The organism is Streptomyces sp. NPDC048514, assembly GCF_043199955.1.
GTDB lineage: Bacteria > Actinomycetota > Actinomycetes > Streptomycetales > Streptomycetaceae > Streptomyces.
In genome coordinates this window covers 338,291-363,341 of sequence record NZ_JBICWT010000006.1, presented here as the reverse complement: position 1 = coordinate 363,341, position 25,051 = coordinate 338,291, and the positions used below count along the sequence as shown (strand labels likewise).

The 25,051-nt window shown below is 71.2% G+C and carries 22 protein-coding genes and 1 riboswitch; of the genes, 9 read left to right on the top strand and 13 right to left on the bottom strand.

What is annotated here, in order from left to right; genetic code table 11:
- Nucleotides 1-128: 128 nt before the first annotated feature.
- Together ACGFT2_RS16105 and ACGFT2_RS16100 are read right to left on the bottom strand one after the other, a co-directional pair.
- Nucleotides 129-1,322, bottom strand: a complete 1,194-nt coding sequence (locus ACGFT2_RS16105; RefSeq protein ID WP_393278239.1) for a PotD/PotF family extracellular solute-binding protein — start codon at nt 1,320-1,322, stop codon at nt 129-131.
- A gap of 321 nt (nt 1,323-1,643) precedes the next feature.
- The gene (locus tag ACGFT2_RS16100; RefSeq protein WP_393278237.1) at nt 1,644-3,083 is read right to left on the bottom strand and encodes a gamma-aminobutyraldehyde dehydrogenase; all 1,440 of its coding nucleotides are present in this window, start codon (nt 3,081-3,083) and stop codon (nt 1,644-1,646) included.
- 205 nt (nt 3,084-3,288) lie between these two features.
- Between ACGFT2_RS16100 and ACGFT2_RS16095 the strand changes: the two genes are divergently transcribed.
- The 7 genes from ACGFT2_RS16095 to ACGFT2_RS16065 all read left to right on the top strand — a co-directional run bounded on the left by ACGFT2_RS16095 (nt 3,289) and on the right by ACGFT2_RS16065 (nt 10,266).
- Nucleotides 3,289-3,807 (top strand): Lrp/AsnC family transcriptional regulator, encoded by a 519-nt coding sequence (locus ACGFT2_RS16095; protein ID WP_393278235.1) that lies wholly within the window; start codon nt 3,289-3,291, stop codon nt 3,805-3,807.
- Nucleotides 3,792-5,174, top strand: coding sequence for an aspartate aminotransferase family protein (locus ACGFT2_RS16090; RefSeq protein WP_393278233.1), 1,383 nt, complete (start codon nt 3,792-3,794; stop codon nt 5,172-5,174). The genes ACGFT2_RS16095 and ACGFT2_RS16090 overlap by 16 nt, the downstream gene beginning before the upstream one ends.
- Before the next feature lie 190 nt (nt 5,175-5,364).
- The gene (locus tag ACGFT2_RS16085; RefSeq protein WP_393278231.1) at nt 5,365-6,105 is read left to right on the top strand and encodes an ABC transporter ATP-binding protein; all 741 of its coding nucleotides are present in this window, start codon (nt 5,365-5,367) and stop codon (nt 6,103-6,105) included.
- Nucleotides 6,087-7,649 (top strand): hypothetical protein, encoded by a 1,563-nt coding sequence (locus tag ACGFT2_RS16080; protein WP_393278230.1) that lies wholly within the window; start codon nt 6,087-6,089, stop codon nt 7,647-7,649. Before ACGFT2_RS16085 ends, ACGFT2_RS16080 begins: the two co-directional genes overlap by 19 nt.
- A 137-nt stretch (nt 7,650-7,786) precedes the next feature.
- On the top strand, nt 7,787-8,194 hold the full coding sequence (locus tag ACGFT2_RS16075) for a VOC family protein (protein WP_393278229.1): 408 nt from the start codon (nt 7,787-7,789) through the stop codon (nt 8,192-8,194).
- A gap of 83 nt (nt 8,195-8,277) precedes the next feature.
- Complete coding sequence (locus ACGFT2_RS16070; RefSeq protein ID WP_393278428.1) at nt 8,278-9,417, top strand: LOG family protein; 1,140 nt, start codon at nt 8,278-8,280, stop codon at nt 9,415-9,417.
- Nucleotides 9,418-9,576: 159 nt separating this feature from the next.
- A complete protein-coding gene (locus tag ACGFT2_RS16065) occupies nt 9,577-10,266 on the top strand; it encodes an LAETG motif-containing sortase-dependent surface protein (protein WP_393278227.1) in 690 nt (229 codons plus the stop codon).
- A gap of 215 nt (nt 10,267-10,481) precedes the next feature.
- Here the strand turns inward: ACGFT2_RS16065 and ACGFT2_RS16060 are convergent, their stop codons facing one another.
- The 4 genes from ACGFT2_RS16060 to rlmN form a co-directional block, all read right to left on the bottom strand.
- Nucleotides 10,482-11,501 (bottom strand): ABC transporter ATP-binding protein, encoded by a 1,020-nt coding sequence (locus ACGFT2_RS16060; protein WP_393278225.1) that lies wholly within the window; start codon nt 11,499-11,501, stop codon nt 10,482-10,484.
- Nucleotides 11,501-13,102, bottom strand: a complete 1,602-nt coding sequence (locus tag ACGFT2_RS16055) for an ABC transporter permease (RefSeq protein ID WP_393278426.1) — start codon at nt 13,100-13,102, stop codon at nt 11,501-11,503. The genes ACGFT2_RS16060 and ACGFT2_RS16055 overlap by 1 nt, the downstream gene beginning before the upstream one ends.
- A gap of 53 nt (nt 13,103-13,155) precedes the next feature.
- Nucleotides 13,156-14,238 (bottom strand): thiamine ABC transporter substrate binding subunit, encoded by a 1,083-nt coding sequence (locus tag ACGFT2_RS16050; protein WP_393278223.1) that lies wholly within the window; start codon nt 14,236-14,238, stop codon nt 13,156-13,158.
- An 82-nt stretch (nt 14,239-14,320) separates the two neighbouring features.
- Nucleotides 14,321-14,428, bottom strand: a riboswitch (TPP riboswitch).
- Nucleotides 14,429-14,451: 23 nt separating this feature from the next.
- Nucleotides 14,452-15,558 carry a 23S rRNA (adenine(2503)-C(2))-methyltransferase RlmN gene (gene rlmN, locus ACGFT2_RS16045; protein ID WP_393278221.1) on the bottom strand — a complete coding sequence of 369 codons (1,107 nt, stop codon included), beginning with the start codon at nt 15,556-15,558 and terminating at the stop codon, nt 14,452-14,454.
- Nucleotides 15,559-15,816: 258 nt separating this feature from the next.
- On the opposite strand from rlmN, the gene ACGFT2_RS16040 reads away from it, so the two are divergent.
- Nucleotides 15,817-16,347 carry a hypothetical protein gene (locus ACGFT2_RS16040; protein ID WP_393278218.1) on the top strand — a complete coding sequence of 177 codons (531 nt, stop codon included), beginning with the start codon at nt 15,817-15,819 and terminating at the stop codon, nt 16,345-16,347.
- A gap of 192 nt (nt 16,348-16,539) precedes the next feature.
- Here the strand turns inward: ACGFT2_RS16040 and ACGFT2_RS16035 are convergent, their stop codons facing one another.
- The 7 genes from ACGFT2_RS16035 to rpsB all read right to left on the bottom strand — a co-directional run bounded on the left by ACGFT2_RS16035 (nt 16,540) and on the right by rpsB (nt 24,189).
- The gene (locus ACGFT2_RS16035; protein ID WP_393278216.1) at nt 16,540-17,334 is read right to left on the bottom strand and encodes an SDR family NAD(P)-dependent oxidoreductase; all 795 of its coding nucleotides are present in this window, start codon (nt 17,332-17,334) and stop codon (nt 16,540-16,542) included.
- Nucleotides 17,335-17,355: 21 nt separating this feature from the next.
- Nucleotides 17,356-18,528 (bottom strand): cytochrome P450, encoded by a 1,173-nt coding sequence (locus ACGFT2_RS16030; RefSeq protein WP_393278424.1) that lies wholly within the window; start codon nt 18,526-18,528, stop codon nt 17,356-17,358.
- An 850-nt stretch (nt 18,529-19,378) separates the two neighbouring features.
- Nucleotides 19,379-20,530: a phosphatidate cytidylyltransferase gene (locus tag ACGFT2_RS16025; protein ID WP_393278214.1), complete on the bottom strand. Its 1,152-nt coding sequence runs from the start codon at nt 20,528-20,530 to the stop codon at nt 19,379-19,381.
- The gene (gene frr / locus ACGFT2_RS16020) at nt 20,530-21,087 is read right to left on the bottom strand and encodes a ribosome recycling factor (RefSeq protein ID WP_393278212.1); all 558 of its coding nucleotides are present in this window, start codon (nt 21,085-21,087) and stop codon (nt 20,530-20,532) included. Before frr ends, ACGFT2_RS16025 begins: the two co-directional genes overlap by 1 nt.
- 184 nt (nt 21,088-21,271) lie before the next feature.
- Nucleotides 21,272-22,030 (bottom strand): UMP kinase, encoded by a 759-nt coding sequence (gene pyrH, locus ACGFT2_RS16015; protein WP_393278210.1) that lies wholly within the window; start codon nt 22,028-22,030, stop codon nt 21,272-21,274.
- A gap of 203 nt (nt 22,031-22,233) precedes the next feature.
- Nucleotides 22,234-23,070, bottom strand: coding sequence for a translation elongation factor Ts (tsf, locus tag ACGFT2_RS16010; RefSeq protein ID WP_393278208.1), 837 nt, complete (start codon nt 23,068-23,070; stop codon nt 22,234-22,236).
- A gap of 174 nt (nt 23,071-23,244) precedes the next feature.
- Nucleotides 23,245-24,189 (bottom strand): 30S ribosomal protein S2, encoded by a 945-nt coding sequence (rpsB, locus tag ACGFT2_RS16005; RefSeq protein ID WP_393278206.1) that lies wholly within the window; start codon nt 24,187-24,189, stop codon nt 23,245-23,247.
- A 285-nt stretch (nt 24,190-24,474) separates the two neighbouring features.
- Between rpsB and ACGFT2_RS16000 the strand changes: the two genes are divergently transcribed.
- On the top strand, nt 24,475-25,044 hold the full coding sequence (locus ACGFT2_RS16000; protein ID WP_393278422.1) for a peptidoglycan DD-metalloendopeptidase family protein: 570 nt from the start codon (nt 24,475-24,477) through the stop codon (nt 25,042-25,044).
- Nucleotides 25,045-25,051 lie beyond the last annotated feature (7 nt).

Below are 25,051 nucleotides of genomic sequence, written 5' to 3'. Positions count from 1 at the left end.
AAGCTCCGGCACCCCAAGCTGATTTACCGAACTTCCGGCACTCCACGCCGCTTTGCCGAACTCCCGCGACTCCAAGCCGATTTACCGAGCCCCCGGCACTCCACGCCGCTTTGCCGGCCGGTCGGCGCTCAGAGGCCCGCGATGCTGTTCCAGCGCTTCGCGAACTCCACCCGTTCCGTGGACGTGATGTCCCGGGCGATGGCGAGGCGGCTGCGCATGACCGGGTCCGGGAAGATCAGGGGGTTCTCGGCGAGGGCCGCGGTGTCCTTGTCCTCGTCGGCGGCCAGGATCTCGCGCGCCGCGGGGACCGGGCAGACGTAGTTGACCCAGGCGGCGAGCTTCGCGGCGACCTCGGGGTCGTAGTAGTAGTCGATCAGGCGCTCGGCGTTGGCCTTGTGACGCGCCCGGTCGGGGATCATCAGGGAGTCCGACCACAGCTCGGCGCCCTCCTCGGGGACGACGAAGTGGATGTCGGGGTTGTCCGCCTGGAGCTGGATGACGTCGCCGGAGTACGCCTGGCACGCGAGAACGTCGCCGCCGACCAGGTCCTTGGTGTAGTCGTTGCCGGTGAACCGGCGGATCTGACCGCGGTGGACCTCGCGTTCCACCTGGTCGCAGACCTGGTGGAAGTCGTCGGCGGTCCACTCGGTGATGTCCACCCCGTTGCCCTGCATCAGCAGCGCGAAGGACTCGTCCAGGCCGGACAGGAGCGTCACCCGGCCCTTCAGGTCGCTCGCCCAGAGGTCCTGCACGCCCCGTATCTCGCGGCCGAGCTTCCGGCGGTTGTACGCGATGCCGGTGATGCCCGACTGGTAAGGCACCGTGTGCAGGCGGCCCTTGTCGAAGGCGGGCGAGCGCAGCAGCGGGTCGAGGTACTTCGCCACGTTCGGCTGGTGGGCCCGGTCCATCTTCTGCACCCAGCCCAGCCGGACGAACCGGGCGCACATCCAGTCGCTGATGACGATCAGGTCGCGGCCGGTCGACTGGTGGTTCATCAGCGCCGGGCTGATCTTGCCGAAGAACTCGTCGTTGTCGTTGATCTCCTCGACGTAGTCGACCGAGACCCCGGTGCGCTTCTCGAACGCCCGCAGGCTGGGCCGCTCGTTGGGGTCGTCGTCGTCGGTGTCGATGTACAGCGGCCAGTTCGCCCACTTCAGCCTCTTGTCGGCGGCGGACGCGTCGGCCACGGCCCGGTCGCCCGGCGAGACGTACGCGGCGGGGACCCCGCAGCCGGCCAGGGCGCCGAGCGCGGCGGTGCCGCCGAGTGCGCGCAGGAGGGAACGGCGGGACGGCGCGGGGGTACGAGACGAAGTCTGGGGCACCCCGGCAGCATGCCGCCCCGGCGCTCGGGCGGACAATCGACGCTGCGTCGAGCAAGCCCCGGCCTGCCGGACACCTTGTCGATCAGCGCCCCGGCCCCCGGGCGGAGCCGGGGAAGCACGAGGATCCGGGCGGAGCCGGGGGGAAGCGGAGAACCCGGGACGGAGCCGGGGGGAAGCAGAGAACCCGGGACGGAGCCGGGGGGAAGCAGAGGACCCGGGACGGAGCCGGGGAAGCGCGAGCGGCCCCGGACGGGGAGGTGAACCCGTCCGGGGCCGCTCGTGTCACGCCGGGTACGCCGGCTCCTCGGAGAACGCGGAGTGTTACTCGCCGAGCGAGGTCATCACGTGCTTGATGCGCGTGTAGTCCTCGAAGCCGTACGCCGACAGGTCCTTGCCGTAGCCGGACTTCTTGAAGCCGCCGTGCGGCATCTCGGCGACCAGCGGGATGTGGGTGTTGATCCACACGCAGCCGAAGTCGAGCTTCTTGGACATGCGCATCGCGCGGGAGTGGTCCTTGGTCCACACCGAGGAGGCGAGGGCGTACTCGACGTCGTTGGCCCACTCGACGGCCTGGTCCTCGCCGGTGAAGGACTGGACGGTGATGACGGGGCCGAAGACCTCGTTCTGGATGATCTCGTCGTCCTGCTTGAGGCCGGAGACGACGGTCGGCGCGTAGAAGTAGCCCTTGTCGCCGACCTGCCGGCCGCCGGTCTCGACCTTGGCGTGCGCGGGCAGCCGGTCGATGAAGCCGGCGACCTGCTTGAGCTGGTTCGGGTTGTTCAGCGGGCCGAAGAGCACGTCCTCGTCGTCCGGCTGCCCGGTCTTGGTCCCGGCGGCCGCCTTGGCGAGCGCGGCCACGAACTCGTCGTGGATGGACTCCTGGACGAGGACGCGGGTCGCGGCCGTGCAGTCCTGGCCGGCGTTGAAGAACCCGGCGACGGAGATGTCCTCGACGGCCTTGTCGATGTCCGTGTCCTCGAAGACGACGACCGGGGCCTTGCCGCCCAGCTCCAGGTGGACGCGCTTGACGTCCTTGGAGGCGGACTCGGCGACCGAGATGCCCGCGCGCACGGAACCGGTGATGGAGGCCATCGCCGGGGTCGGGTGCTCGACCATCGCGCGGCCGGTGTCACGGTCGCCGCAGATGACGTTGAAGACGCCCTTGGGCAGGACCGAGCCGATGATGTCGGCGATCAGGACCGTGGAGGCGGGGGTCGTGTCGGACGGCTTCAGCACGACCGTGTTGCCGGCCGCGATCGCCGGGGCGAACTTCCACACGGCCATCATCATCGGGTAGTTCCAGGGCGCGACCTGGGCGCAGACGCCGACCGGCTCACGGCGGACGATCGAGGTCAGTCCCTCCATGTACTCGCCGGCCGAGCGGCCCTCGAGCAGCCGGGCCGCACCCGCGAAGAAGCGGATCTGGTCGACCATCGGCGGGATCTCCTCGGAGCGGGTGAGCCCGACCGGCTTGCCCGTGTTCTCCACCTCGGCCGCGATCAGTTCCTCGGCGCGCTCCTCGAACGCGTCCGCGATCTTCAGCAGGGCCTTCTGCCGCTCGGCGGGGGTGGTGTCGCGCCAGGCCGGGAAGGCGCGGGCGGCGGCCTCCATGGCGGCGTCGACGTCAGCCTGTCCGGACAGCGGCGCGGTCGCGTACGCCTCGCCGGTCGCGGGGTTGACCACCTCGGTGGTCCGTCCGTCGGCGGCGTCCCGGAACTCACCGTCGATGTAGTTGCGCAGACGACGCAGCTCGGTGCTCACTGCCGGCCTCCTGATCTGGTTCGAGGGTTCGAGCGGCTCAGTTCGTCCAGCCTGTCCGGCTGTCCGCTCACTGAGACACCCCACCCTAATCGCCGCACCGACGTTTTCAACACCCCCACTGCCATCCGTTCTGCGAAATCCGCACAGTCTTGGCTCCTAGACAACGAATTTCATCGCTCGGGCCTTGCAAAACTGTCGAGACGTCGTGCAGAGTGAGGTCGTGGCCAGTCGAAGCGCAGACCAGAGGGACTTGTCCCGCGAGTCCAGGAGCGGCACTCCTACCTTGGATGCCGTCTCCCTCGCCATCATTCAGCAGCTCCAGGAGGACGGCCGCCGGCCGTACGCCGCGATCGGGAAGGCCGTCGGCCTGTCCGAGGCGGCCGTGCGCCAGCGCGTCCAGAAGCTGCTGGACCAGGGCGTGATGCAGATCGTCGCCGTCACGGACCCGCTCACCGTGGGCTTCCGCCGGCAGGCGATGGTCGGGATCAACGTCGAGGGCGATGTCGAGTCCATCGCGGACGCGCTGACTGACATGTCGGAAGTCGAGTACGTGGTGATGGCCGCGGGCTCGTTCGACATCCTCGCCGAGATCGTCTGCGAGGACGACGACCACCTGCTGGACGTCATCAACAAACGCATCCGGGCGCTGCCCGGCGTGCGCTCCACCGAGAGCTTCGTCTACCTCAAGCTCAAGAAGCAGACCTACATGTGGGGAACCCGATAACCGTGAGTTCTAAGGACCTCAGCAAGACCGCGTACGACCACCTGTGGATGCACTTCACCCGCATGTCCTCGTACGAGAACTCCCCCGTTCCGACCATCGTCCGGGGCGAGGGCACCTATATCTACGACGACAAGGGCAAGCGCTACCTCGACGGTCTCGCGGGTCTGTTCGTGGTCCAGGCCGGTCACGGCCGCACGGAGCTCGCCGAGACCGCCTTCAAGCAGGCCCAGGAGCTGGCCTTCTTCCCGGTGTGGTCCTACGCCCACCCCAAGGCCGTCGAGCTGGCCGAGCGCCTCGCCGACTACGCCCCGGGCGACCTGAACAAGGTCTTCTTCACCACCGGTGGCGGCGAGGCCGTCGAGACCGCGTGGAAGCTCGCCAAGCAGTACTTCAAGCTCCAGGGCAAGCCGACCAAGTACAAGGTCATCTCCCGCGCGGTCGCCTACCACGGCACCCCGCAGGGCGCCCTGTCGATCACCGGCCTGCCGGCCCTGAAGGCCCCCTTCGAGCCGCTCGTCCCGGGCGCGCACAAGGTGCCGAACACCAACATCTACCGCGCGCCGCTCTTCGGTGACGACCCGGAGGCCTTCGGCCGCTGGGCCGCCGACCAGATCGAGCAGCAGATCCTCTTCGAGGGCCCGGAGACGGTCGCCGCCGTGTTCCTGGAGCCGGTGCAGAACGCCGGCGGCTGCTTCCCGCCCCCGCCCGGCTACTTCCAGCGCGTGCGCGAGATCTGCGACCAGTACGACGTACTGCTCGTCTCGGACGAGGTCATCTGCGCCTTCGGCCGCCTGGGCACGATGTTCGCCTGCGACAAGTTCGGCTACGTCCCGGACATGATCACCTGCGCCAAGGGCATGACCTCGGGCTACTCCCCGATCGGCGCCTGCATCATCTCCGACAAGCTCGCCGAGCCGTTCTACAAGGGCGACAACACCTTCCTGCACGGCTACACCTTCGGCGGCCACCCGGTCTCCGCCGCGGTGGGCGTGGCCAACCTCGACCTGTTCGAGCGCGAGGGCATCAACCAGCACGTGCTGGACAACGAGGGCGCCTTCCTGCAGACCCTGCAGAAGCTGCACGACCTGCCGATCGTCGGCGACGTCCGCGGCAACGGCTTCTTCTACGGCATCGAGCTGGTGAAGGACAAGAACACCAAGGAGTCGTTCAACGACGAGGAGACCGAGCGCGTCCTGTACGGCTTCCTCTCCAAGGCGCTGTTCGACAACGGCCTGTACTGCCGTGCCGACGACCGTGGCGACCCGGTCATCCAGCTCGCCCCGCCGCTGATCTCCAACCAGGAGACCTTCGACGAGATCGAGCAGATCCTGCGCGCCACCCTCACGGAGGCGTGGACGAAACTCTGATCATCCGACTGGATGATCGATCTCGGCCCCGGCGCCGTCCGTTCGAGTGAGAACGGCGGCCCGGGGCCGTGTGCTGTCCGGCCACACCGCCCCGGCTGCCTAGCGTTCCAGTGACCGATCGGCCCAGCCCTCGTTCCCCCGCACGGGGGAACAGACACGGGAAAACGGATCTGAACCGAGGTGTACGCCCATGGAGGCCCCGCCGGACAACGACGTGCTCTGGGCACGCTCCCTGCACTTCAAGCACCCCGACGGCTCGCCCGGACTCACCGGGGTCTCGCTCGGCGTGCGGGAGAGCGAGATCCTCGCCGTCGGCGGCCCCCGCGGCAGCGGCAAGACCACGCTGCTGCGCTGCCTGTCGGGGCAGGTACCGGTGCGGCACGGCGAGGTCTGGTTCAACAGCGCGCCCATGCACACCCTGGGCCCGGCGGCCCGGGAACGGCTGCGCCGGGACCGCTTCGGCTGGATCGACCCCGAGCCGGTCCTGATCCCCGAGCTGAACGTCTGGGAGAACACCGCGCTCCCGCTGATGCTGCGCGGCACCGGCCGCCGCCGCGCCAAGGTGGCCGCGCTGGAGTGGCTGGAACGGCTGGACGTCGGCGACAAGTCCCGCAGACGCCCGCACGAACTGCAGCACGCCGAACGCCAGCGCGTCGCCATCGCCCGCGCGCTCGCGCCCGCACCCACGATCCTCTTCGCCGACGAGCCGACGGCCCCGCTGCACCGCGCCGACCGCTCCCACGTCCTGCGCACGCTCACCGCGGCGGCGCGCTCGCACGGCATCACCGTGGTCCTCGCCACGCACGACTCCGACACCGCCGCCCTCGCCGACCGCACGGTGACGCTGCTGGACGGGCGGCGCGTGAACACCGTGCACCTGCCGGAGGCCCTCGAAGCGGAAGGCCGGGCCGCGTGCTCGCTCTCCGTCTGACCCGCGCCGCCCGGCCCGCCGTCCAGCTGCGCCGCCTGCTGGTGGCTGCGGCCTCGGCGGGTACCGGATTCCTCCTGCTGTCCTGCCTCGGCTACGCACTGGACCACCCCAGGGCGGCGGACGCCGCCGCCCTGCGCCTGGCCTGGTGCGCGGTGCCGCTGGCCGCCACCGTGTACCTCGCGCTCGCGGTCGCCCGCACCGACCCCGGCACCCGGCCGCGCACCGGGCTGTCCGCCGTAGGCCTCGGGCCGGCCCGTCTGATGGCGATCTCGGCCCTGACCACGGCGCTGGCCTGCGTCCTGGGCTCGATGCTGGCCCTGCTGGTCTTCCTGCACCTGCGTGGTGACCTGACGGGCATGCCCTTCGACGGCGCGGCGGCGGACTTCCTGGCCGCGGACCAGCCCCTCCCGGTCCCGGCCACCCTCACCCTGCTGGCCCTGCCCCCGACGATCACCTCGGCGGCGGTGGCCCTCGCCCTGCGCCCCACGGACCCGCGCCCGGCCGGCCCGGGCCCCCGGAGGTTCGGCCGTTTCGGGGCGTACGGCCACTCGGTGGCGCGCGAGACGTTCGGGGCGTACGCGAGGTTCGGCGCACGGCGCGGCGGCCGGCCGGCCGGCAAAGGTGTGCCGGGGGCCCCGGGCGCGGACGCCGAGGACGGCGGGCAGCGCGACCGCCGGACCGCGGCCGGTCACGGCTCAGCGGCGGCTCCCGTCCCCGAACCGTCCGGCCCAGCGGCGGCTCCTGCTCCGGAGTCGTCCGGCCCAGCGGCGGCTCCCGTCCCGGAACCGTCCGGCTCCCCGGCGGCGCCCGTCCCGGGCGCGGACGGCGCCCCGCCGTCGCCGGCCGGCGTGACCGTCGCCGAGCTGCCGGGCCCGAGTACCGGCACCGGCACCACCCGTACGGTCGACCCCACCCTCGCGCCCACCCCCGCACAAGCACCGGCGGATCGCGCTCCCGGTGGCCTTCCGTGGGGCATCGCCCTCCTCGCCGCCGGGCTCGCCGCACCGGCGTACGCGAACCGCTCGGTCACCACCCCCTCCCTCATCAGCCTCCCCGGCGACGCCGTCGCCGTACTGCTCGGCTGGGTGCTCACCGCCGCCGGGCTCGTCCTCGCCGCTCCGGGCCTGACCGACCTCTGCGGGCGGCTGCTGCAGTCGGCGCGCCCGGGTGCGCTCCGGCTGCTCGCGGGCCGGGTCCTCATGTCGGAGGCCGGCCGGATCGGCCGCCCCCTCGGTGTGGTCTGCGCGGTGGCGTCCGCCGGCTACGCCATGACCGCCCTGTACGACCACTCGGCACGCGCCGTCGGCCCGCTGACCACCCTCGGCGCGCTCCTCGTCGGCGGCTGCACGGTCGCGACCCTGCTCACCGCGGCGGTCGAGGCCCGCCAGTGCCGCGCCGGCACCACCGCGGCGCTGCTCCGCCTGGGCGCGCCGGCCACGATGCTGCGCGGTGCCGCCGCCCTGCGCGCGGCCGCCCTGCTGGCCGTGTTCGCCCCGCTCACCCTGGTGATCGCCACCCTCGCGGCACTGCCGCTCACCCGCTGAGGGATCCGGTACGAACGGCCGCCGAGCGATCCGGTACGAAAAAACTCTCGGCCGGCGATGAGTTCGGCGGGGGCCGCCGGTCTACCCACCGACCGCGACACCACGCGGGAGAGACACCCCCGACGGGAGAGGCCCCCATGTACCAGCAGATGATCTTCGTCAACCTGCCCGTGAACGACCTCGACGCCTCGAAGAGGTTCTTCACGGAACTCGGCTACACGATCAACCCGCAGTTCAGCGACGAGAAGGCGGCGTCCGTCGTGATCAGCGACACCATCTTCGCGATGCTGCTCACCAAGCCGTTCTACGCGACCTTCACCAAGAAGGAGGTCGCCGACGCGACGACGACCAGCGAGGTGCTCGTCTGTCTGAGCGCCGAGAGCCGCGAGAAGGTCGACGAGCTGGTCGGCAAGGCGATCGCGGCCGGCGGCACGGAGAGCGGCGAGACCCAGGACCACGGCTTCATGTACGGCCGGGCCTTCGACGACCTCGACGGCCACACCTGGGAGATCATGTGGATGGACCCGGCCGCGGTCCAGGGCTGACCCCGCGGTCCAGGGCTGACACCAACGTCGAACTTCCGTGCCAGCATGGGCGGGTGCATCCGATACCCGCCCAGCCGCTCCCCGTGGACCCCGGTCCCGCCCGAGCGGGGGACACCTCCGGCCCCGCCCCCGACCGCGAGATCGAGTCCCTCGCCGAGTTCGACGCGGTGGTCGCCGCGCACCGCTCGCTCGCCCGGTTCCGTGTGCAGGCCGTCGACCTGACCGGCCGCACCGACGTACTGCTCCGCCTGGACGCCACGGCCGCCGTCTTCCTCGGCTGCCCGATGACCCCCGAGGCCGCCGCCCACGTCCGCGCGACCGGCGCCCTGGTGTTCCCGCCGGTCCCCGGCCTCGCCTTCGACCCGTACCGCGGCCTGGTCTACACACCCGACGAGCTGTTCGAGTCGCTGGACGGGGAAGAGGGGTACGCGGCGACGCCGGACGCGCGGACCTACGCCTGGTTCCGGCGGACGAAGGCCGACGGTGACGTGTTCTCCTCGATGCTCAGGGCGATCCACGACGACGCCGTCTCCGACGCGCTGGACGAAATCCTCGACGGCACCCGGGTGGTGGGCGTCATGGGCGGCCACGCGATGGCGCGCGGGACGGCCGCCTATGCGGGTGCCGCCCGGCTGGGCCGCGAGCTGACCCGGGCCGGCTTCACGGTCGCCACCGGCGGCGGACCGGGCGCCATGGAGGCCGCGAACCTCGGTGCCTACGCGGCGCCCTTCGCCGACGGCATGCTCGACGACGCGCTCCGGCTGCTCGCCGAGGCGCCCTCGTTCCGTCCGTCGGTCACCGACTGGGCACGGGCCGCCTTCGAGGTGCGCGAACGCTGGCCGGGCGGCGGGGAGTCGGTGGGCGTCCCCACCTGGTTCTACGGCCATGAGCCGCCGAACGCGTTCGCCGCCCACATCGCCAAGTACTTCGCCAACGCAACCCGCGAGGACGGCCTGCTGGCCCGGTCCACCGCCGGGGTGGTCTTCCTGCCGGGCGCCGCCGGAACCGTACAGGAGATCTTCGACAACGCGACACCGAACTACTACGAGTCACGCGGTGAGCCGACGCCGATGGTGCTCGTGGACGAGGCGCACTGGACGCGGGAGCTGCCGGCCTGGCCGTTGCTGCAGGCACTGGCGCGCGGCCGGTCGATGGAGTCCCGTATCACCCTCGTTGACCGGATCGAGCAGGCGCCGGACGCGATCAAACGTCTAGGCGGTTAATAAGACGGCAAAGCCAACAGCTGTCGACGGCATATTCATTGACACTGCTTACGAGGCGCTTATAAACCTGTGAGCCTCTTGGGGGTGCTGGGACCTCACCTCATCCGTCGTCCCAAATCCCCCTCAGCCCCCCGCAGTTATGCTCTGTAAAGGACAAACGTGTCCATAACTCGTCGTAGCGCACGCCGTTCCGTGCGCATCCTGGGTGTCGCCTCCGCTTCGGCCGCGGTGGTGCTGGGTCTGTCCAGCTCCGCCCTCGCGTGCAACATCCGTGACTTCAAGGCCGAAGCGAAGTGCGACGGTGACAAGGGCGTCATCGTCGTGACCGACATCGACGCCACCGGCGTCCCCGCCACCGTCAGCGTCTTCCTCGAGGGCGACGGTGGCGTCGAGACCAAGGTGGGCGACCAGAAGGTCAAGGGTTCGAAGGAGGGTACGGCGGTCACCTTCCCGGAGGACTGGAAGCCGAACGCCACCTACCGCGTTCACATCAAGGCGGGCAAGTTCGTCGACGAGGACGTCAAGCCCAGCCTGGTGGCCCCTTCCACCGCCTGCAAGACGGAGGAGAGCGAGACCCCGAAGCCGCCGGCCTCCACGACGCCCTCGCCGTCCGAGTCGGCCCCGGCCGAGTCGGCGAGCCCGACGCCGTCGGCCTCCGAGTCCAGCTCCGCCCCGGCCGGCACGTCGAGCAACGCGCCGTCCCCGGCCGTCGGTGACTCCAACCTCGCCGAGACCGGCGCCAACTCCAACACCGGCCTCATCGCCGGCGTCGCGGCCGCCCTGGTCGTCGTCGGCGGCGGCGCGGTCTTCCTCGGCATGCGCCGGCGCGGCGCCCGCAACGACGGCTGACGCCTCCTCGTCCGGTACCGCACCGCGGCCCGTCCCCCCGTCCCCGGGGGACGGGCCGCGGTCGTTGCGCTACCAGTCCGGGCAGGTCGGCACGGTGGCGGACAGATCGGCGCCGGAGGTCACCAGAACTCGCAACTGCCCTACCTGGTGGGCGATTTCGTCGCAGTACCGGCCATGCGCGAGTGACGTCATGGCCTCAGCCTAGGGACCGGATGTCAATCGAGCACGACGATTTCCGCCACGTCGAACTCCACCCCGACCGCGTTCCCGACCTCCGGTGCGTCGCGGAGCGCGCAGGCCGCCTCCAGGCGCGGGCCGTCCTGGGGCCGGAGGCGGACGGCCACGTGGGTGCCCCGAAAGGTCCGGGCGGTCACCGTGCAGGGCAGGCCCGCGTCGCCCGGCACGAGCCGTACCCCGGCGGGCCGCACCAGCAGTGTGCGGCCGCCCTGCGCCGAGCCGTCGGGCACCGGCAGCTTGCCCCACGGGCTGTCGGCGACCGTACCGGCGACGGTCGCCGGGACCACGTTGTCGAAGCCGAGGAAGCGGGCCACGAACGCGTCGGCCGGCCGCCGCCAGACCTCGAGCGGCGTCCCGGACTGCGCGATCCGCCCGTCCCGCATCACCACCACCCGGTCGGCCAGCGCGAACGCCTCGCCCTGGTCGTGGGTCACGGCGAGCACGGTCGTACCCAGCCGGCCGAACAGCTCGCGCAGCTCGACCACCAGCCGTTCGCGCAGCGAGCGGTCGAGCTGGCCGAGCGGCTCGTCCAGCATGAGCAGCCGGGGCCGGGGGGCGAGCGCCCGGGCCAGGGCGACGCGCTGCTGCTCACCGCCGGACAGGCCGGCCACGGCCCGCCGGGCGGCCCCGGGCAGTCCGACCAGGTCCAGCAACTTCCCGACCTCGGCGTCCCGTTCGCCCCTGGCGACCCCGTGCATGCGCAGCCCGAACGCCACGTTGCCACCGACGTCGTGCTGCGGGAAGAGCTGGTGGTCCTGGAACATCAGCCCGACACCACGCCGGTGCGCGGGCGTGCCCGCCTGGTCGCGGCCGTCGAGCAGCACCCGACCGGAGTCCAGCCGCTGCAGTCCGGCGACGGCCCGCAGCAGCGTCGACTTGCCGCTGCCGCTGGGGCCGAGCACACACACCACCTCGTGCTCGGCGACGTCGAGGCCGACCGCGTCGAGCACGGCACGCCCACCGAAGCGCACGGTCGCGGCATCGAGGCTCAGCAGCATCAGAACTCCCCCGTCCGGTCGGTGCGCAGCCGCTCCAGGACGAGCAGCGCGACCGCGCACACCAGCATCAGAATCGTCGAAAGGGCCATCGCCTGGCCGTAGTTGAGATCGCCTGGGCGGCTCAGCAGGCGGGCCACGGCGACCGGCAGCGTCGGGTTGTCGGGCCGGGCGATGAACACGGTCGCCCCGAACTCACCGAGCGACACGGCGAACGCGAACCCGGCCGCGACCAGCAGTGCCCGCCGCACGAGCGGCAGGTCCACCTCCCGCCACACCCGCCACGGGGAGGCGCCGAGCACGGCCGCCGCCTCCCGGAGCCGGCCGTCCACCGCGCGCAGCACGGGCAGCATGGTGCGTACGACGAAGGGCGCGCCCACCAGTGCCTGGGCGAGCGGCACCAGGATCCAGGACTGGCGCAGGTCCAGCGGTGGCCTGTCCAGGGCGATCAGGAAGCCGAAACCGACGGTGACGGCGGACACGCCGAGCGGCAGCATCAGCAGCGCGTCGAAGCCCCGCACCAGCCGTCCGGCGTCGCGGCGGGCCAGCGCGGCGGCGGCGAGACCTCCGATCAGCAGGGCGATGGCGGTGGCGACGACGGCGTACTCCAGCGAGGTCCACACCGCGTGTACGGGCGCCACCAGGAACGTGCCGCCGTCGGGATCGGTCAGCGCCCGGTAGTAGCCGAGGCCGGGCGCGTCGAGCGAGCGCCGGACGAGGACGGCGAGCGGCAGCACCAGGAGCAGGGCGACGGTGGCGAGGACCCCGGCGAGCAGCGCCCACTGGCCGGCACCGCGCGGCCGGCGCGCGGTCACCTTGGGATCGACCAGCCTGAGGGCGGTCTCCCGCCGCCGTACCGTCCAGGCGTGCACGGCGAGGATCGCGCCGACGGCGGCGAACTGGACGAGGGTGAGGACAGCGGCCGTGGACAGGTCGAAGACCTCGGACGTCTGCCGGTAGATCTCCACTTCGAGGGTGGAGAAGGTGGGTCCGCCGAGGATCTGCACGACACCGAAGGAGGTGAAGGTGAAGAGGAACACCATCAGCGCGGCGGCGGCCACGGCCGGCGCGAGTGCGGGCAGGGTGATCTTCCGCCAGGCCGCGAGCGGCGAGGCGCCCAGCATCCGGGCGGCCTCCTCCTGCCGGGGGTCGAGCTGGGCCCAGAGCCCGCCGACCGTGCGGACCACGACGGCGAAGTTGAAGAAGACGTGGGCCAGCAGGATCGCCCACACCGTGGTGTCCAGCCGTACCCCCCACAGCTCGTCCAGCAGTCCGCCCCGCCCGACCAGCGCCAGGAAGGCGCTGCCGGCGACGACGGTCGGGAGGACGAACGGGACGGTGACGACGGCCCGCAGCAGGTGCTTGCCGGGGAAGTCGAGGCGGGCGAAGACATGGGCGGCGGGCAGGGCGAGCAGCAGGGTGAGCGCGGTGGAGGCGAGCGCCTGCCAGGTGGTGAACCACAGCACGTGCCGGATGTCCGGCTGCGTGACCACGTCCGCGATCCGCCCCAGCCGCCAGGTGCCGTCGGTCTTCAGGCCGCGCGCGACGATCGCGGCCACGGGCCAGGCGAAGAACAGCGCGAAGAACGCGACGGGCAGGGCGATGAGCCCGAGCCGCGCCGCGCTCACGCGGCTGCTCCGTCCGCTCCGTCCGGCGGTCACTTCAGTACGAGTGACGTCCACGTCTTGACCCACTGGTCGCGGTTGGCGGCGATCTTGCCGGGGGCCAGGGTCTCGGGGTGCTCGGCGGCCGGCCCGAACTCGGTGAACTCGGCGGGCACCTTCGCGTCCCGCACCACCGGGTAGACGTACATGTTCAGCGGCATGTCCTGCTGGAACTCCTTGGAGACCAGGAAGTCTACGAACGCCTTGGCGCCCTTGGGGTTCGCGGCGTTGCCGAGCACCCCGGCGAACTCGGTCTGCCGGAAGCAGGTGCCGGTCGCCACGCCGGTCGGGGCGGTGCCGGGCCGCTTCTTGGCGTAGATGACCTCGGCGGGCGGGGAGGAGGCGTACGACACCACGAGCGGCCGGTCGCCGCCGGCCTTCCTGCCCTGGGAGGAGCCGGAGAACTCCTGGTAGTAGGCCTGGTCCCAGCCGTCGACGACCTTGACGCCGTTGGCCTTCAGCTTCTTCCAGTAGTCCGGCCAGCCCTTGTCGCCGTAGCTCGCGGCGCTGCCGAGCAGGAAGCCGAGGCCCGGCGAGGAGGTGGCCGTGTTCTCGGTGACGAGGAGGTTCTTGTACCGCGGCTCGGCCAGGTCGGCGAAGGACTGCGGCGGCGTCAGCCTGTGCTCGGCGAACCAGGCCTTGTCGTAGTTGACGCAGATGTCGCCGTAGTCGACGGGCGTGACCCGGTGCTTGTCCTTGTCGAGCTGGTAGGCGGCGCCCACCCGGTCGAGGCCCTTGGCGGTGTACGGCTGGAAGAGGCCGTTGTCGAGGGCGCGCGAGAGGAGGGTGTTGTCGACGCCGAAGAAGACGTCGCCCTGCGGGTTGTCCTTGGTCAGGATGGCCTTGTTCACCGCCTGCCCGGCGTCGCCGTCCTCGAGGACCCGGACGTGGTAGCCGGACCGCTTCTCGAAGTCCGCGAGCACGTTCTTGGAGACGGACCACGAGTTGTGACTGACCAGGGTCACGGTCTTGGCGTCGGCGGACGACTTCCCGCCGGTGGAGCCGCACCCGGTCAGAACGGGCAGGGCGAGCAGGCCGAGCCCGGCGGCCACGGCCTTGAGGGTCTTGTGGTGCACTGGTATGTCCTCCTGGGGGTTGGCCAGGAAGAGACGCGGCCCCGCCCGGACTCCACGAGGGCTCCCGGGCAGGGCGCAACAGCTTGAGTGCTGACCGAACTCCCTACCCAGAATGACCTGGGCGAGGTTCAGAGGGTCTGCGGCCCGATTGCCGCACTCTCAGCGCTGTGGCGCTCCCCTGTCGGAATATGAAGATATGTGGACGCCGTCAGATTACCGTTCGGTGGCGGCGAGCTGACCACACGCCCCGTCGATCTCCTGACCCCGGGTGTCCCGGACGGTGACGGGCACCCCGTGCGCGGCGATGGCCTCGACGAAGGCCTTCTCGTCCTCGGGCCGCGACGCGGTCCACTTGGACCCCGGCGTCGGGTTGAGCGGGATGAGGTTGACGTGCACCGGCTTGCCCCGGAGCAGCCGGCCGAGCCGGTCACCGCGCCAGGCCTGGTCGTTGATGTCCCGGATCAGGGCGTACTCGATGGACAGCCGGCGACCGGACTTCTCGCTGTACTCGAATCCGGCGTCCAGCACCTCGCGCACCTTCCACCGCGTGTTCACGGGGACGAGGGTGTCGCGCAGTTCGTCGTCGGGGGCGTGCAGGGAGATCGCGAGCCGGCACTTGAAGCCCTCGTCGGAGAACCGGTGGATGGCCGGCACCAGACCGACGGTCGAGACGGTGATCCCGCGCTGCGAGAGCCCGAGCCCGTCCGGGGCGGGGTCGGTGAGCGCCCGGATGGCGGTGACGACCCGCTTGTAGTTGGCGAGCGGCTCGCCCATCCCCATGAAGACGATGTTGGACAGGCGCGCCGGTCCTCCGGGCACCTCCCCGTCGCGCAGCGCCCGCATCCCGTCGACGATCTGGTGGACGATCTCGGCGGCGGACAGGTTCCGGTCCAGGCCCGCCTGCCCGGTCGCGCAGAACGGGCAGTTCATGCCGCATCCGGCCTGCGAGCTGATGCACATGGTGACCCGGTCCGGGTACCGCATCAGGACGGACTCGACGAGGGTGCCGTCGAACAGCCGCCACAACGTCTTGCGCGTGGTCCCCTGGTCGGTCGACAGATGCCGGACGACGGTCATCAGCTCCGGCAGCAGCGCTTCCTGCAGCCTGCCGCGCGCCCCGGCGGGGATGTCGGTCCACTGCTCGGGGTCGTGCGCGTACCGCGCGAAGTAGTGCTGCGAGAGCTGCTTGGCGCGGAACGGCTTCTCACCGATCTCGGCCACCGCGTCCTTGCGCTCGGTGGGCGTGAGGTCGGCAAGGTGCCGCGGCGGCTTCTTGGCTCCGCGCGGGGCGACGAAAGTGAGTTCTCCGGGCTTAGGCATGGCTGTACCAGTGTCGCAGATCGACTTGGGTGACCTGCGGCCGTCGGTCGCCACGGCTGTCGGTAGTGGTCGTCGCCGGTTGCTGTTGCGCGGCCCGGACGGCCCAGGGACGGCCCGGCCAGGGACCTTGCGCCCGGCACCGAACCGGGGTGTACGCACATCTCATGCCGTCGAGCCGAGAGCGTACGAGGAACGCCATCGGCCGGACCTTCCTCAAAACGGCCCGGATCGATGGGGCTCGGGGGCAAGACTGATCGGATGGAAGCCACGATCGCAGTAGCCGCCATCACCGCCGGATCAACACTGGCGGCTGCCGGCTTGACCGGTTACCTCACACTCGTCCTCCATAAGCGGCAGGCAACAGCCGACCGGCGCAGGGCCCGTGAGGAAGCCCGCAGGCAGGCTTACGCGGATCTCCTCGCAGCATCCACGAGTACTTGGCTAGCCATCGACAAGATGTGGCAACTGCGACCGCCACAGGCGATGTCAGACGCCCCGCCTCAAGAAATCGCAGATGTGACGGAGAGCCTCAAGAGGCTCGATCACGCTCTTCACCTGGCAGTTCTCCATGGCCCGATGAAGATTGCCCCGGCGGCGGCAAGCCTCTACTTCGAAGCTCAAAAGGAGTTTCTCGAACTGGGGAGTCTGCTAGTCGACAATGCGGGTGACTCCCGGACCGCACAAGCCATACATCCAGGCAACGTGCCCGACCGGGCGGCGCGGATGGCTCTCCGCTCCACCTTCGTGGGCGAGGCGATGCGCGCAACCGGGGCGGACGTGGGCCCCTGACGGCCCAGAGACGGCCCAGCACACTGTGCCGGCCTCCCACCGGCACCGACGACGCAGGTGGGAGGCCCGTTCACGTCTGAAGCCCGCCAGTTCTCCGGGCCTAGCCATGGCTGTACCAGCCGTCGCAGATCGACTTGGGTGCCCTGGGCGCGAGCCGTGCGGGGCGGTCGTTGGCGCCGGTCACGGTGGTCGTCAGAGCGTCTTGATCTGGCCGCCGTCGATGGTGAACTCGGCTCCCGTGATGTTGCCGGCGAGGGGCGAGGCGAGGAAGAGGGCCAGGTCGGCGACTTCACGGGCTTCGGTGACCCGGCCGGTGGAGATGCCCATGCTCTGCGGCACGACGACGTCGATGGCCTCCTGCGCGGTGGTGCCGGCCCGGGCGGCCGTGGCCTCGGCGAAGCCGCCCGGAGCGGTCCAGAAGGGGGTGCGCACCGGTCCCGGGGCGATCGCGTTGACGCGGACGCCGCGCGGTGCGAACTCCTCCGACAGCGACTTGGTCAGGCTGGCCAGTCCGGCCTTGGCCGCGGAGTAGTCCACGACCGTGGGGAAGGGCAGGCGCGCGTTCACGGAGCTGATGTTGACGATGGCGCCCCCGTCCGCCGCCAGCAGGTGGGGAAGCGCGGCGCGGGCGGCCCGGACCGCGCTGAACAGGGTCAGGTCGAAGATCCGTCGCCATTCGGCGTCGTCGATGTCCAGGAAGCTCGGACGGGGTGTCGCGGCACCCAGGTTGTTGACCAGGATGTCGAGCCGGCCGCACCGCTCCACCGCCTGCCGCACGAGCGCGTCCGCCCCGTCGGCCGCGGACAGGTCGACCGGGACCGCGATGACGCCGTGGCTCTCGCCGAGCGCTTCGAGCTCGGGGGTGACGCTCCGGCTGCCGGCGACGACACGGACGCCCTCACGGGCGAAGGCGTCGGCGATGGCGAGGCCGATGCCCTTGCTCGCCCCGGTGACCACGGCGACCTTGTCGGTGAGCTGGAGGTCCATGGCATTCCTCTTCCGGTTTCGTCACCAGGCCACGGGCAGGGTCCTTGGGCCGCGGATCAGGCCGTTGCGCTGGAACTCGACCTCCCCGGGCGGAACGGCCAGCCGGATGCCGGGGAACCGGGCGAGCACGGTGCCGATGATCACCTCTGCCTCCATGCGGGCCATGATGGCGGCCAGGCAGTGGTGCGGGCCGTGCCCGAAGGCCAGGTGGCCCCGGTGTTCCCGGTCGAAGTCCAGGGCGTCGGGGTCGGGGAAGACCTCGGGGTCGCGGTTGGCGGAGACATAGGCGTTGTAGACGACCTCGCCGGCCCGGATCAGCCGGCCGCCGACCTCGACGTCCTCCATGGCGACGCGCGGGATGCCGACGCCGTTGCGGTGCGGGACGTAGCGGAACAGCTCGTCCACGGCCCGGGGCAGCAGCTGCGGCTCGCGGCGCAGCCGGTCCATCTGCTCGGGGTGGGTGAGCAGCGCGTACATCATCGAGCCGCTGTTGTTGCGGACCGCGTGACCGCCGCTGACCTGGATGGCCGTGGCGAGCGAGATCGCCTCGTCATCGGTGATCTCGCCCGTCGCGGCGGCCTGCGCCAGCACTCCGGCGAGGTCCTCGCGGGGCTCCGTGCGGCGGCGCCCGAGCAGTTCGGCGATGCGGGCCCGGGTGGCGCGGGCGGCCTCCCTGGCGCGTTCCTCGGACTCCGTGCCCGCGGACAGCAGGGCCTCGCCCGTCGCCGCCCAGCGGTGCCAGTCCTTCTCCTCCACGCCGAGGAAGTCCCGGACCACGGCGATCGGGAAGGGCCCGTGCAGGTGTTCCATGAGGTCGGCCGGTGCGCCCGCGCGTTCCATCGCGTCGAGCAGTTCGGTGGCCCTGCGCTCGGCCAGCGGTCGCAGCCGCTGCATGCTCCTGCCGGTGAAGGCACGGGCGACGACCCGGCGCAGCAGGGTGTGCCGGGGCGGATCGATGTACTGCAGGCCCGCCGTCTGCGAGGCCACCGGCACCGGCCGCATCGTGGTGACGTCCCTGCCGACGACCTGCTCCCGGGAGAAGCGCGGATCGGAGGTGACGAAGCGGACGTCCTCGTACCGGGTCACCAGCCAGGCGTGCCCTTCGCCGTACGGCAGCTTGATCCGGGTGACCGGATCGTCCCGCAGCATCTCGTCCAGGAACGGGTCGGGTTCGAGCGCGGGCAGGTCGTCCACCGTCCAGAACCGCACCGGCGGCACGTCCGCGCCGGCACCCGGACCGGGCGCCGTCGCGGCAGGGCTGAGGGAGGCTACGACGGGACAGGACGGGACTACGGCGGGGCCGGGCGGGGCCGCCGCCGGGCCGGGCGGGGCCACGGCGGGGCCGGGCGGGGCCGCCGCCGAGTCCGCCACCACAGTCGAGTCGAGCGACGCCACCGCCGAGTCGAGCGGGGCCACCGCCGAGTCCGGCAGAGTGAGCGCCGACTCCGGCAGGGTGACCGCTGAGCCCGGCGCGGCCGTCGCCGAGTCGAACGTGACCACGGCCGACTCCGGGAGGGCGACCGCCGAGTCCTGCCGGGCGACCGCCGGCTCCGCCGGGGTCACGGCCGAGTCCGGCGGGGTGACGGCAGGCTCCGGGGCGGCCGCCGTCGGGTCCGCCGGGGAGACGGCCGGGTCGGGCGGGGTGCCCGGGCCGGACGGAGCGGGGGCGGGGTCGTGGGGCATGGGCACACTCCCTGCGGCGTCGGAGGCGGCTGAGGACACGCACGCCGTCCTCTCAGGGAGTCTGCCGCCCACCGGCCCGGTCGGCGATTTCTGCTGCGGCATCCGGGGCCGAGGGCCGACGACACGGCAGCGGCCCCCCTCCTGCGCGCAGGAGGGGGGCCGAAGAAGCGGCCGACGCCACCGAACCCGGTCCACGCTCAGCCCCGGACACCGCCCCTACCGGCCGCCCGGACCGAAAGAGCGGCCGAAGCCACCGAACCCGGTGCACGCTCGTCCGGGACACCGCCCGTACCGTCGGCTCGGTGGGCGGAGTGCCGCTCTGTGATCCCGAGACGGTCGGCGCCGAGGCGCGTCGCGCGCCTCAGCTGCTGCCGACGAAGATCACCATCAGCAGCCAGACCACCGGTGCCGTGGGCAGCAGCGAGTCCAGGCGGTCCATGATGCCGCCGTGGCCGGGAAGCAGGGTGCCCATGTCCTTGATGCCCAGGTCCCGCTTGATCATGGACTCGCCGAGGTCGCCCAGGGTGGCGCTGGCCGCGACCGCGAGGCCCAGCAGCAGGCCCTGCCACCAGGCGCCGTCGTCGATCAGGAACCGCATGCACAGCGCGCCCGCGACCATGGCGAACAGCACCGCGCCCAGCAGGCCCTCGCGGGTCTTGCCGGGGCTGATGCGGGGGGCGAGCTTGTGCTTGCCGAAGCGCCAGCCGACCGCGTAGGCACCGGTGTCGCTGACGACCGTCAGCAGCAGGAAGGTGAGGACCCGCCAGGGCCCGTCGTCGGCTGTGAGCATCAGCGCGACGAACGTGGCCAGGAACGGCACGTAGAACGCCGCGAAGACCCCGGCCGTGACGTCCTTGAGGTAGCCCTCCGGCGGTTCCGTCATGCGCCAGACCAGGACGGCCAGGGCGGTGAGGGCCATGGCGACCCACGCACCCTCGGGCCCGCGCACGTAGCCGGCGACCACCATGGCCGCGCCGCCGACCGCGAGCGGCACGAGCGGCGCCTTGATGCCCTTGCGCTCCTGCAGCCTGCTGGTCAGCTCCCACAGGCCGACGACGACGGCGACCGCGATCACGCCGACGAACACGGCCTTGACGACGAACAGCGACGCGATGATCACCACACCGAGTCCGACGCCGACCCCTATGGCCGCGCTCAGGTCACGGCCGGCGCTCTTCTTCTGCGGCGCCGGCGGCGGCTGGGGGGCGTCGGGCATGGGCTCCGGATTCTGGCTCGCGGCCGGGACCGGCCGGTCGACCGGCCGGTTCTGGAAGGTCTCGTCTCGGAACAAGGGGCCACCCAGCCGAGCGGCCCCCCGCTCGTCGTCCTGGTCTCCGCCGTACGCGGGAACGTCGGGCACGATGGGCATGGGGCGAGTCTGCTGCGCCTGTGGCGCATCGTACGCGGGACCCGCCGGGGCGGCCCCCTGGGCAGGCCGGACCGGCCCGCCCTCGATGGACCCCCGGTACCCGGCCTGCCCCACCGGTGGCGGCCCCCAGGAAGAGTCGCTCATCAGACTTCGAGCAGCTCCGCTTCCTTGTGCTTGAGAAGCTCGTCCACCTGGGCGACGTACTTCGCCGTCAGGTCGTCGAGTTCCTTCTCCGCACGGCGGCCCTCGTCCTCACCGATGTCGCCGTCCTTGATCGCCTTGTCGATGGCGTCCTTGGCCTTGCGGCGCACGGAGCGGATGGACACCTTGGAGTCCTCGCCCTTGCCCTTGGCGACCTTGATGTACTCGCGGCGGCGCTCCTCGGTCAGCTCGGGAAACACCACACGGATGATGTTGCCGTCGTTGCTGGGGTTGACGCCCAGGTCCGAGTCGCGGATCGCCTGCTCGATGTTGCGCAGCGCGCTCTTGTCGAAGGGCGTCACGACCGCCATGCGCGGTTCCGGCACGGAGAACGAGGCCAGCTGGTTGATCGGCGTCACGGCACCGTAGTACTCGGCCACGATCTTGTTGAACATCGCCGGGTGCGCACGGCCGGTGCGGATCGCGGCGAAGTCCTCCTTGGCGACCAGGACGGCCTTCTCCATCTTCTCCTCGGCCTCGAGGAGGGTCTCTTCGATCACCACTTGCTCCTGCGTGTCTTGAGTGAGGCCCGGCTGCGGTTCCTCTGTCGGGCGGCGGCCGGCTGCGTCGCGTCTGCTTCCTGCACGGTTCCCGACCGGCAGGACATTGTCCATCCCCCGGTCAGGGCGCGTCCCGTCCGTCCCTCGGACAGGTGGCGCACCCCGGGCGACGGGGGTGTGCCGGTCAGTCCCGGCTGCCCTGGTCGCCCACCAGCGTGCCGATCTTCTCACCCTTGACGGCACGGGCGATATTGCCCTCCGCGAGAAGCTCGAAGACGAGGATCGGGAGTTTGTTGTCACGGCACAGCGTGATGGCGGTGGCGTCGGCGACCTTGAGGTCACGGGTGATGACTTCGCCGTAGCCGAGAGCGTCGAACTTGACGGCGTCCGGGTTGGTCTTGGGGTCGGAGTCGTAGACCCCGTCCACGCCGTTCTTGCCCATGAGCAGCGCCTCGGCGTCGATCTCCAGGGCGCGCTGGGCGGCGGTGGTGTCGGTGGAGAAGTACGGCATGCCCATGCCGGCGCCGAAGATGACCACGCGCCCCTTCTCCAGGTGGCGCACGGCACGCAGCGGGATGTACGGCTCGGCGACCTGGCCCATGGTGATGGCGGTCTGCACCCGGCTGTCGATGCCCTCCTTCTCCAGGAAGTCCTGGAGGGCGAGGCAGTTCATCACGGTGCCGAGCATGCCCATGTAGTCGGAGCGGGCGCGGTCCATGCCGCGCTGCTGGAGTTCGGCGCCACGGAAGAAGTTGCCGCCGCCGATGACGACCGCGATCTCCGCGCCGTCCCGGACGACGGCCGCGATCTCGCGGGCGATCTTGTGCACCACGTCCGGGTCCACGCCCAGGGCGCCGCCACCGGCGAAGGCCTCTCCGGACAGCTTCAGCAGAAACCGGCCGCTCACTTTGCCGTCGTCGCTCTTCTCGGCCTTGGTGGTCATGGGAATCCCGCCTCTTTCACGTGTTGCACATACGAAGAAGGCCATTGCCGATGGGGTCGTTTTTCGCTCCCATACGCGGCAATGGCCTCCTCGTCAGATCTGCTGCCGTCCGCCCCACGCCCGGGTGTGGCGAAGTGCGCGGACGACTGCTGTCGACCCTATCGAGATTTCCCGACGGGTCGCGCGTCGATCGCGGTACGGACTCAGATGCCGACCTTGATGCGCGAGAAGCGCTTCAGGGTGACACCGGCCTCGTCCAGCACCTTCTGGACCGACTTCTTGTTGTCCAGCGCGTACGGCTGGCCGAGCAGCGTGGCGTCCTTGAAGAAGCCGTTGACGCGACCCTCGACGATCTTGGCGATCGCGGCCTCGGGCTTGCCCTCGGCGCGGGTGGTCTCCTCGGCGACGCGGCGCTCGGTCTCGACGACCTCGGCCGGGACGTCCTCACGGGAGAGGTACTTCGGCGCGAAGGCGGCGATGTGCTGGGCGATGCCCTTGGCGACCTCGGCGTTGGGCTTGTCGAGCTCGACCAGGACACCGATCTGCGGGGGCAGGTCGGGCATGGTGCGGTGCATGTAGGCGGTGACGTAGCCGTCGGTGAACTGCGCGAAGCGGTCCAGGACGATCTTCTCGCCGAGGTTGGCGTTGGCCTCGTCCACGAACGCCTGGACGGTCTTGCCGGCCTCGATCTCGGAGGCCAGCAGCGCCTCGAGGTCGGCCGGGACCGTCTTGGCGACGTGCTCGGCGATGGCGTTGGCCACGGCCTGGAACTTCTCGCCCTTGGCGACGAAGTCCGTCTCGCACTTCAGCTCGACGATGACGCCGGAGGAGTTGTCGCCGGCGATGACGGAGACCACGGCGCCGTTCTCGGCAGAGCGGCCCTCGCGCTTGGCGACGCCCTTCTGGCCCTTGATGCGCAGCGCCTCGACGGCCTTGTCGACGTTGCCCTCGGCCTCGTCCAGCGCCTTCTTGCAGTCCATCATGCCGGCGCCCGTGAGCTCACGGAGCTTCTTGACGTCGGCGGCGGTGTAGTTCGCCATGAGTCTGTGAGTCTTTCTCGAAGTCTGGGAGATCTTCTGATCCGCACGGTCTGTCGATCCACAGGTGATCGCGGATCGCGGACGGCGTACCGACCTACGGGTGAACAGCGGGGGCGGACTTCACCGCGCCAGAGGCGCTCGGTTGTGGTGCCGCCCCCGCCGTCGACGCTGACGTCAGGCCTGCTCGCCCTCGGCGGCCTTCTCCTCGGCCGGAGCGGCCTCGGCGGCCGGAGCAGCCTCGGTGGCCTCGGCGGCCGGGGCAGCCTCAGCGGTCTCGGCGGCCGGGGCAGCCTCGGTGGCCTCGGCGGCCGGGGCGGCGGCCTCGGCGGCCGGAGCCTCGTCCTTCTTCTCACCCTCGAGCAGGTCGCGCTCCCACTCGGCGAGCGGCTCGCCGGCGGCCTTCTCGCCCTTGTCACCGGTGGCGACACCGGAACGGGAGATGAGGCCCTCGGCGACGGCGTCGGCGATCACGCGGGTGAGCAGGGTGACGGAGCGGATCGCGTCGTCGTTGCCCGGGATCTTGTAGTCGACCTCGTCGGGGTCGCAGTTGGTGTCGAGGATCGCGACGACCGGGATGTTGAGCTTCCGGGCCTCACCGACCGCGATGTGCTCCTTCTTGGTGTCCACGATCCAGACGGCGCTGGGCACCTTGGACATCTCGCGGATACCGCCGAGGGTCTTCTCCAGCTTGGCCTTCTCGCGCGAGAGCACGAGAAGCTCCTTCTTGGTGAGACCGGACGCGGCGACGTCCTCGAAGTCGATCTGCTCGAGCTCCTTGAGGCGCTGCAGACGCTTGTAGACGGTCGAGAAGTTGGTGAGCATGCCGCCCAGCCAGCGCTGGTTGACGAAGGGCATGCCGACGCGGGTGGCCTGCTCGGCGATGGCCTCCTGCGCCTGCTTCTTCGTGCCGACGAACATGACCGTGCCGCCGTGGGCGACGGTCTCCTTGACGAACTCGTAGGCGCGGTCGATGTACGACAGCGACTGGAGCAGGTCGATGATGTAGATGCCGTTGCGCTCGGTGAAGATGAAGCGCTTCATCTTCGGGTTCCAGCGACGGGTCTGGTGACCGAAGTGGACGCCGCTCTCCAGCAGCTCCCGCATCGTGACGACGGCCATGGCCGTTCTCCTTGGTTTTCTCGGTTGTGCCGCGCCCGCCGGACGACGGTCGCGCCTGACGCCCGCGACGCGCCGTGCCACGAAGGACCGAGGGGCGCTTGGTACGAACCGTTGCCGGGTGCCGTACCGGGGCGTGCGAAGTCGACCCGGTGACCCGGATCGCCAGAAGAAGTGTACGTGACCGGCGGGGCACCGGGTGACGCCGCTGTCCACAACCGGGGAGTGGTCCACAGGGTCCGGCCATGATCGGCGGGGATCGGGGACGGTGTTCGCATGCGACGAGCGATGCGATGTGTGGTCTTGTGGGTGGGTTTGACGCTCGGCCCGGTGACGGCCACCCTGTCCCCTCCGGCCTGGGCGGACCCACCGGTGCCCGCGCCTGTGCCGCCCCGGGCACCGGTGCCGGCCGTGGCCCGCGTCTGGCCGGTGGGAATCCGGCCGCCGGTGGTACGGGGCTGGGAGCCGCCGGCGACGGTGTACGGCCCCGGTCACCGCGGCGTGGACCTGGCGGCGCCGGCCGGCGCCGAGGTACGGGCGGTCGCGGCCGGCCGGGTCTCCTTCGCGGGCCGGGTGGCAGGACACGGTGTGGTGTCCGTGGAGCTGACGGGGACGGGTCTCCGGACCACGTACGAGCCGGTGAGCCCGTCGGTGCGGAAGGGGGCGGAGGTGACGGCGGGTGGCGTGGTGGGGCACGTGGAACCGGCGGGCTCGCACTGCGGGACGACGGGGTGCGTGCACTGGGGCCTGCTGAGAGGCACGGCCTACCTGGACCCGCTGTCCCTGCTACCGCCGTGGCTCCTGCACGCGGGCCCGTCGAGACTGCTGCCGGTGCTGGAGGCACCACCGCCCGGATGACCGCGGA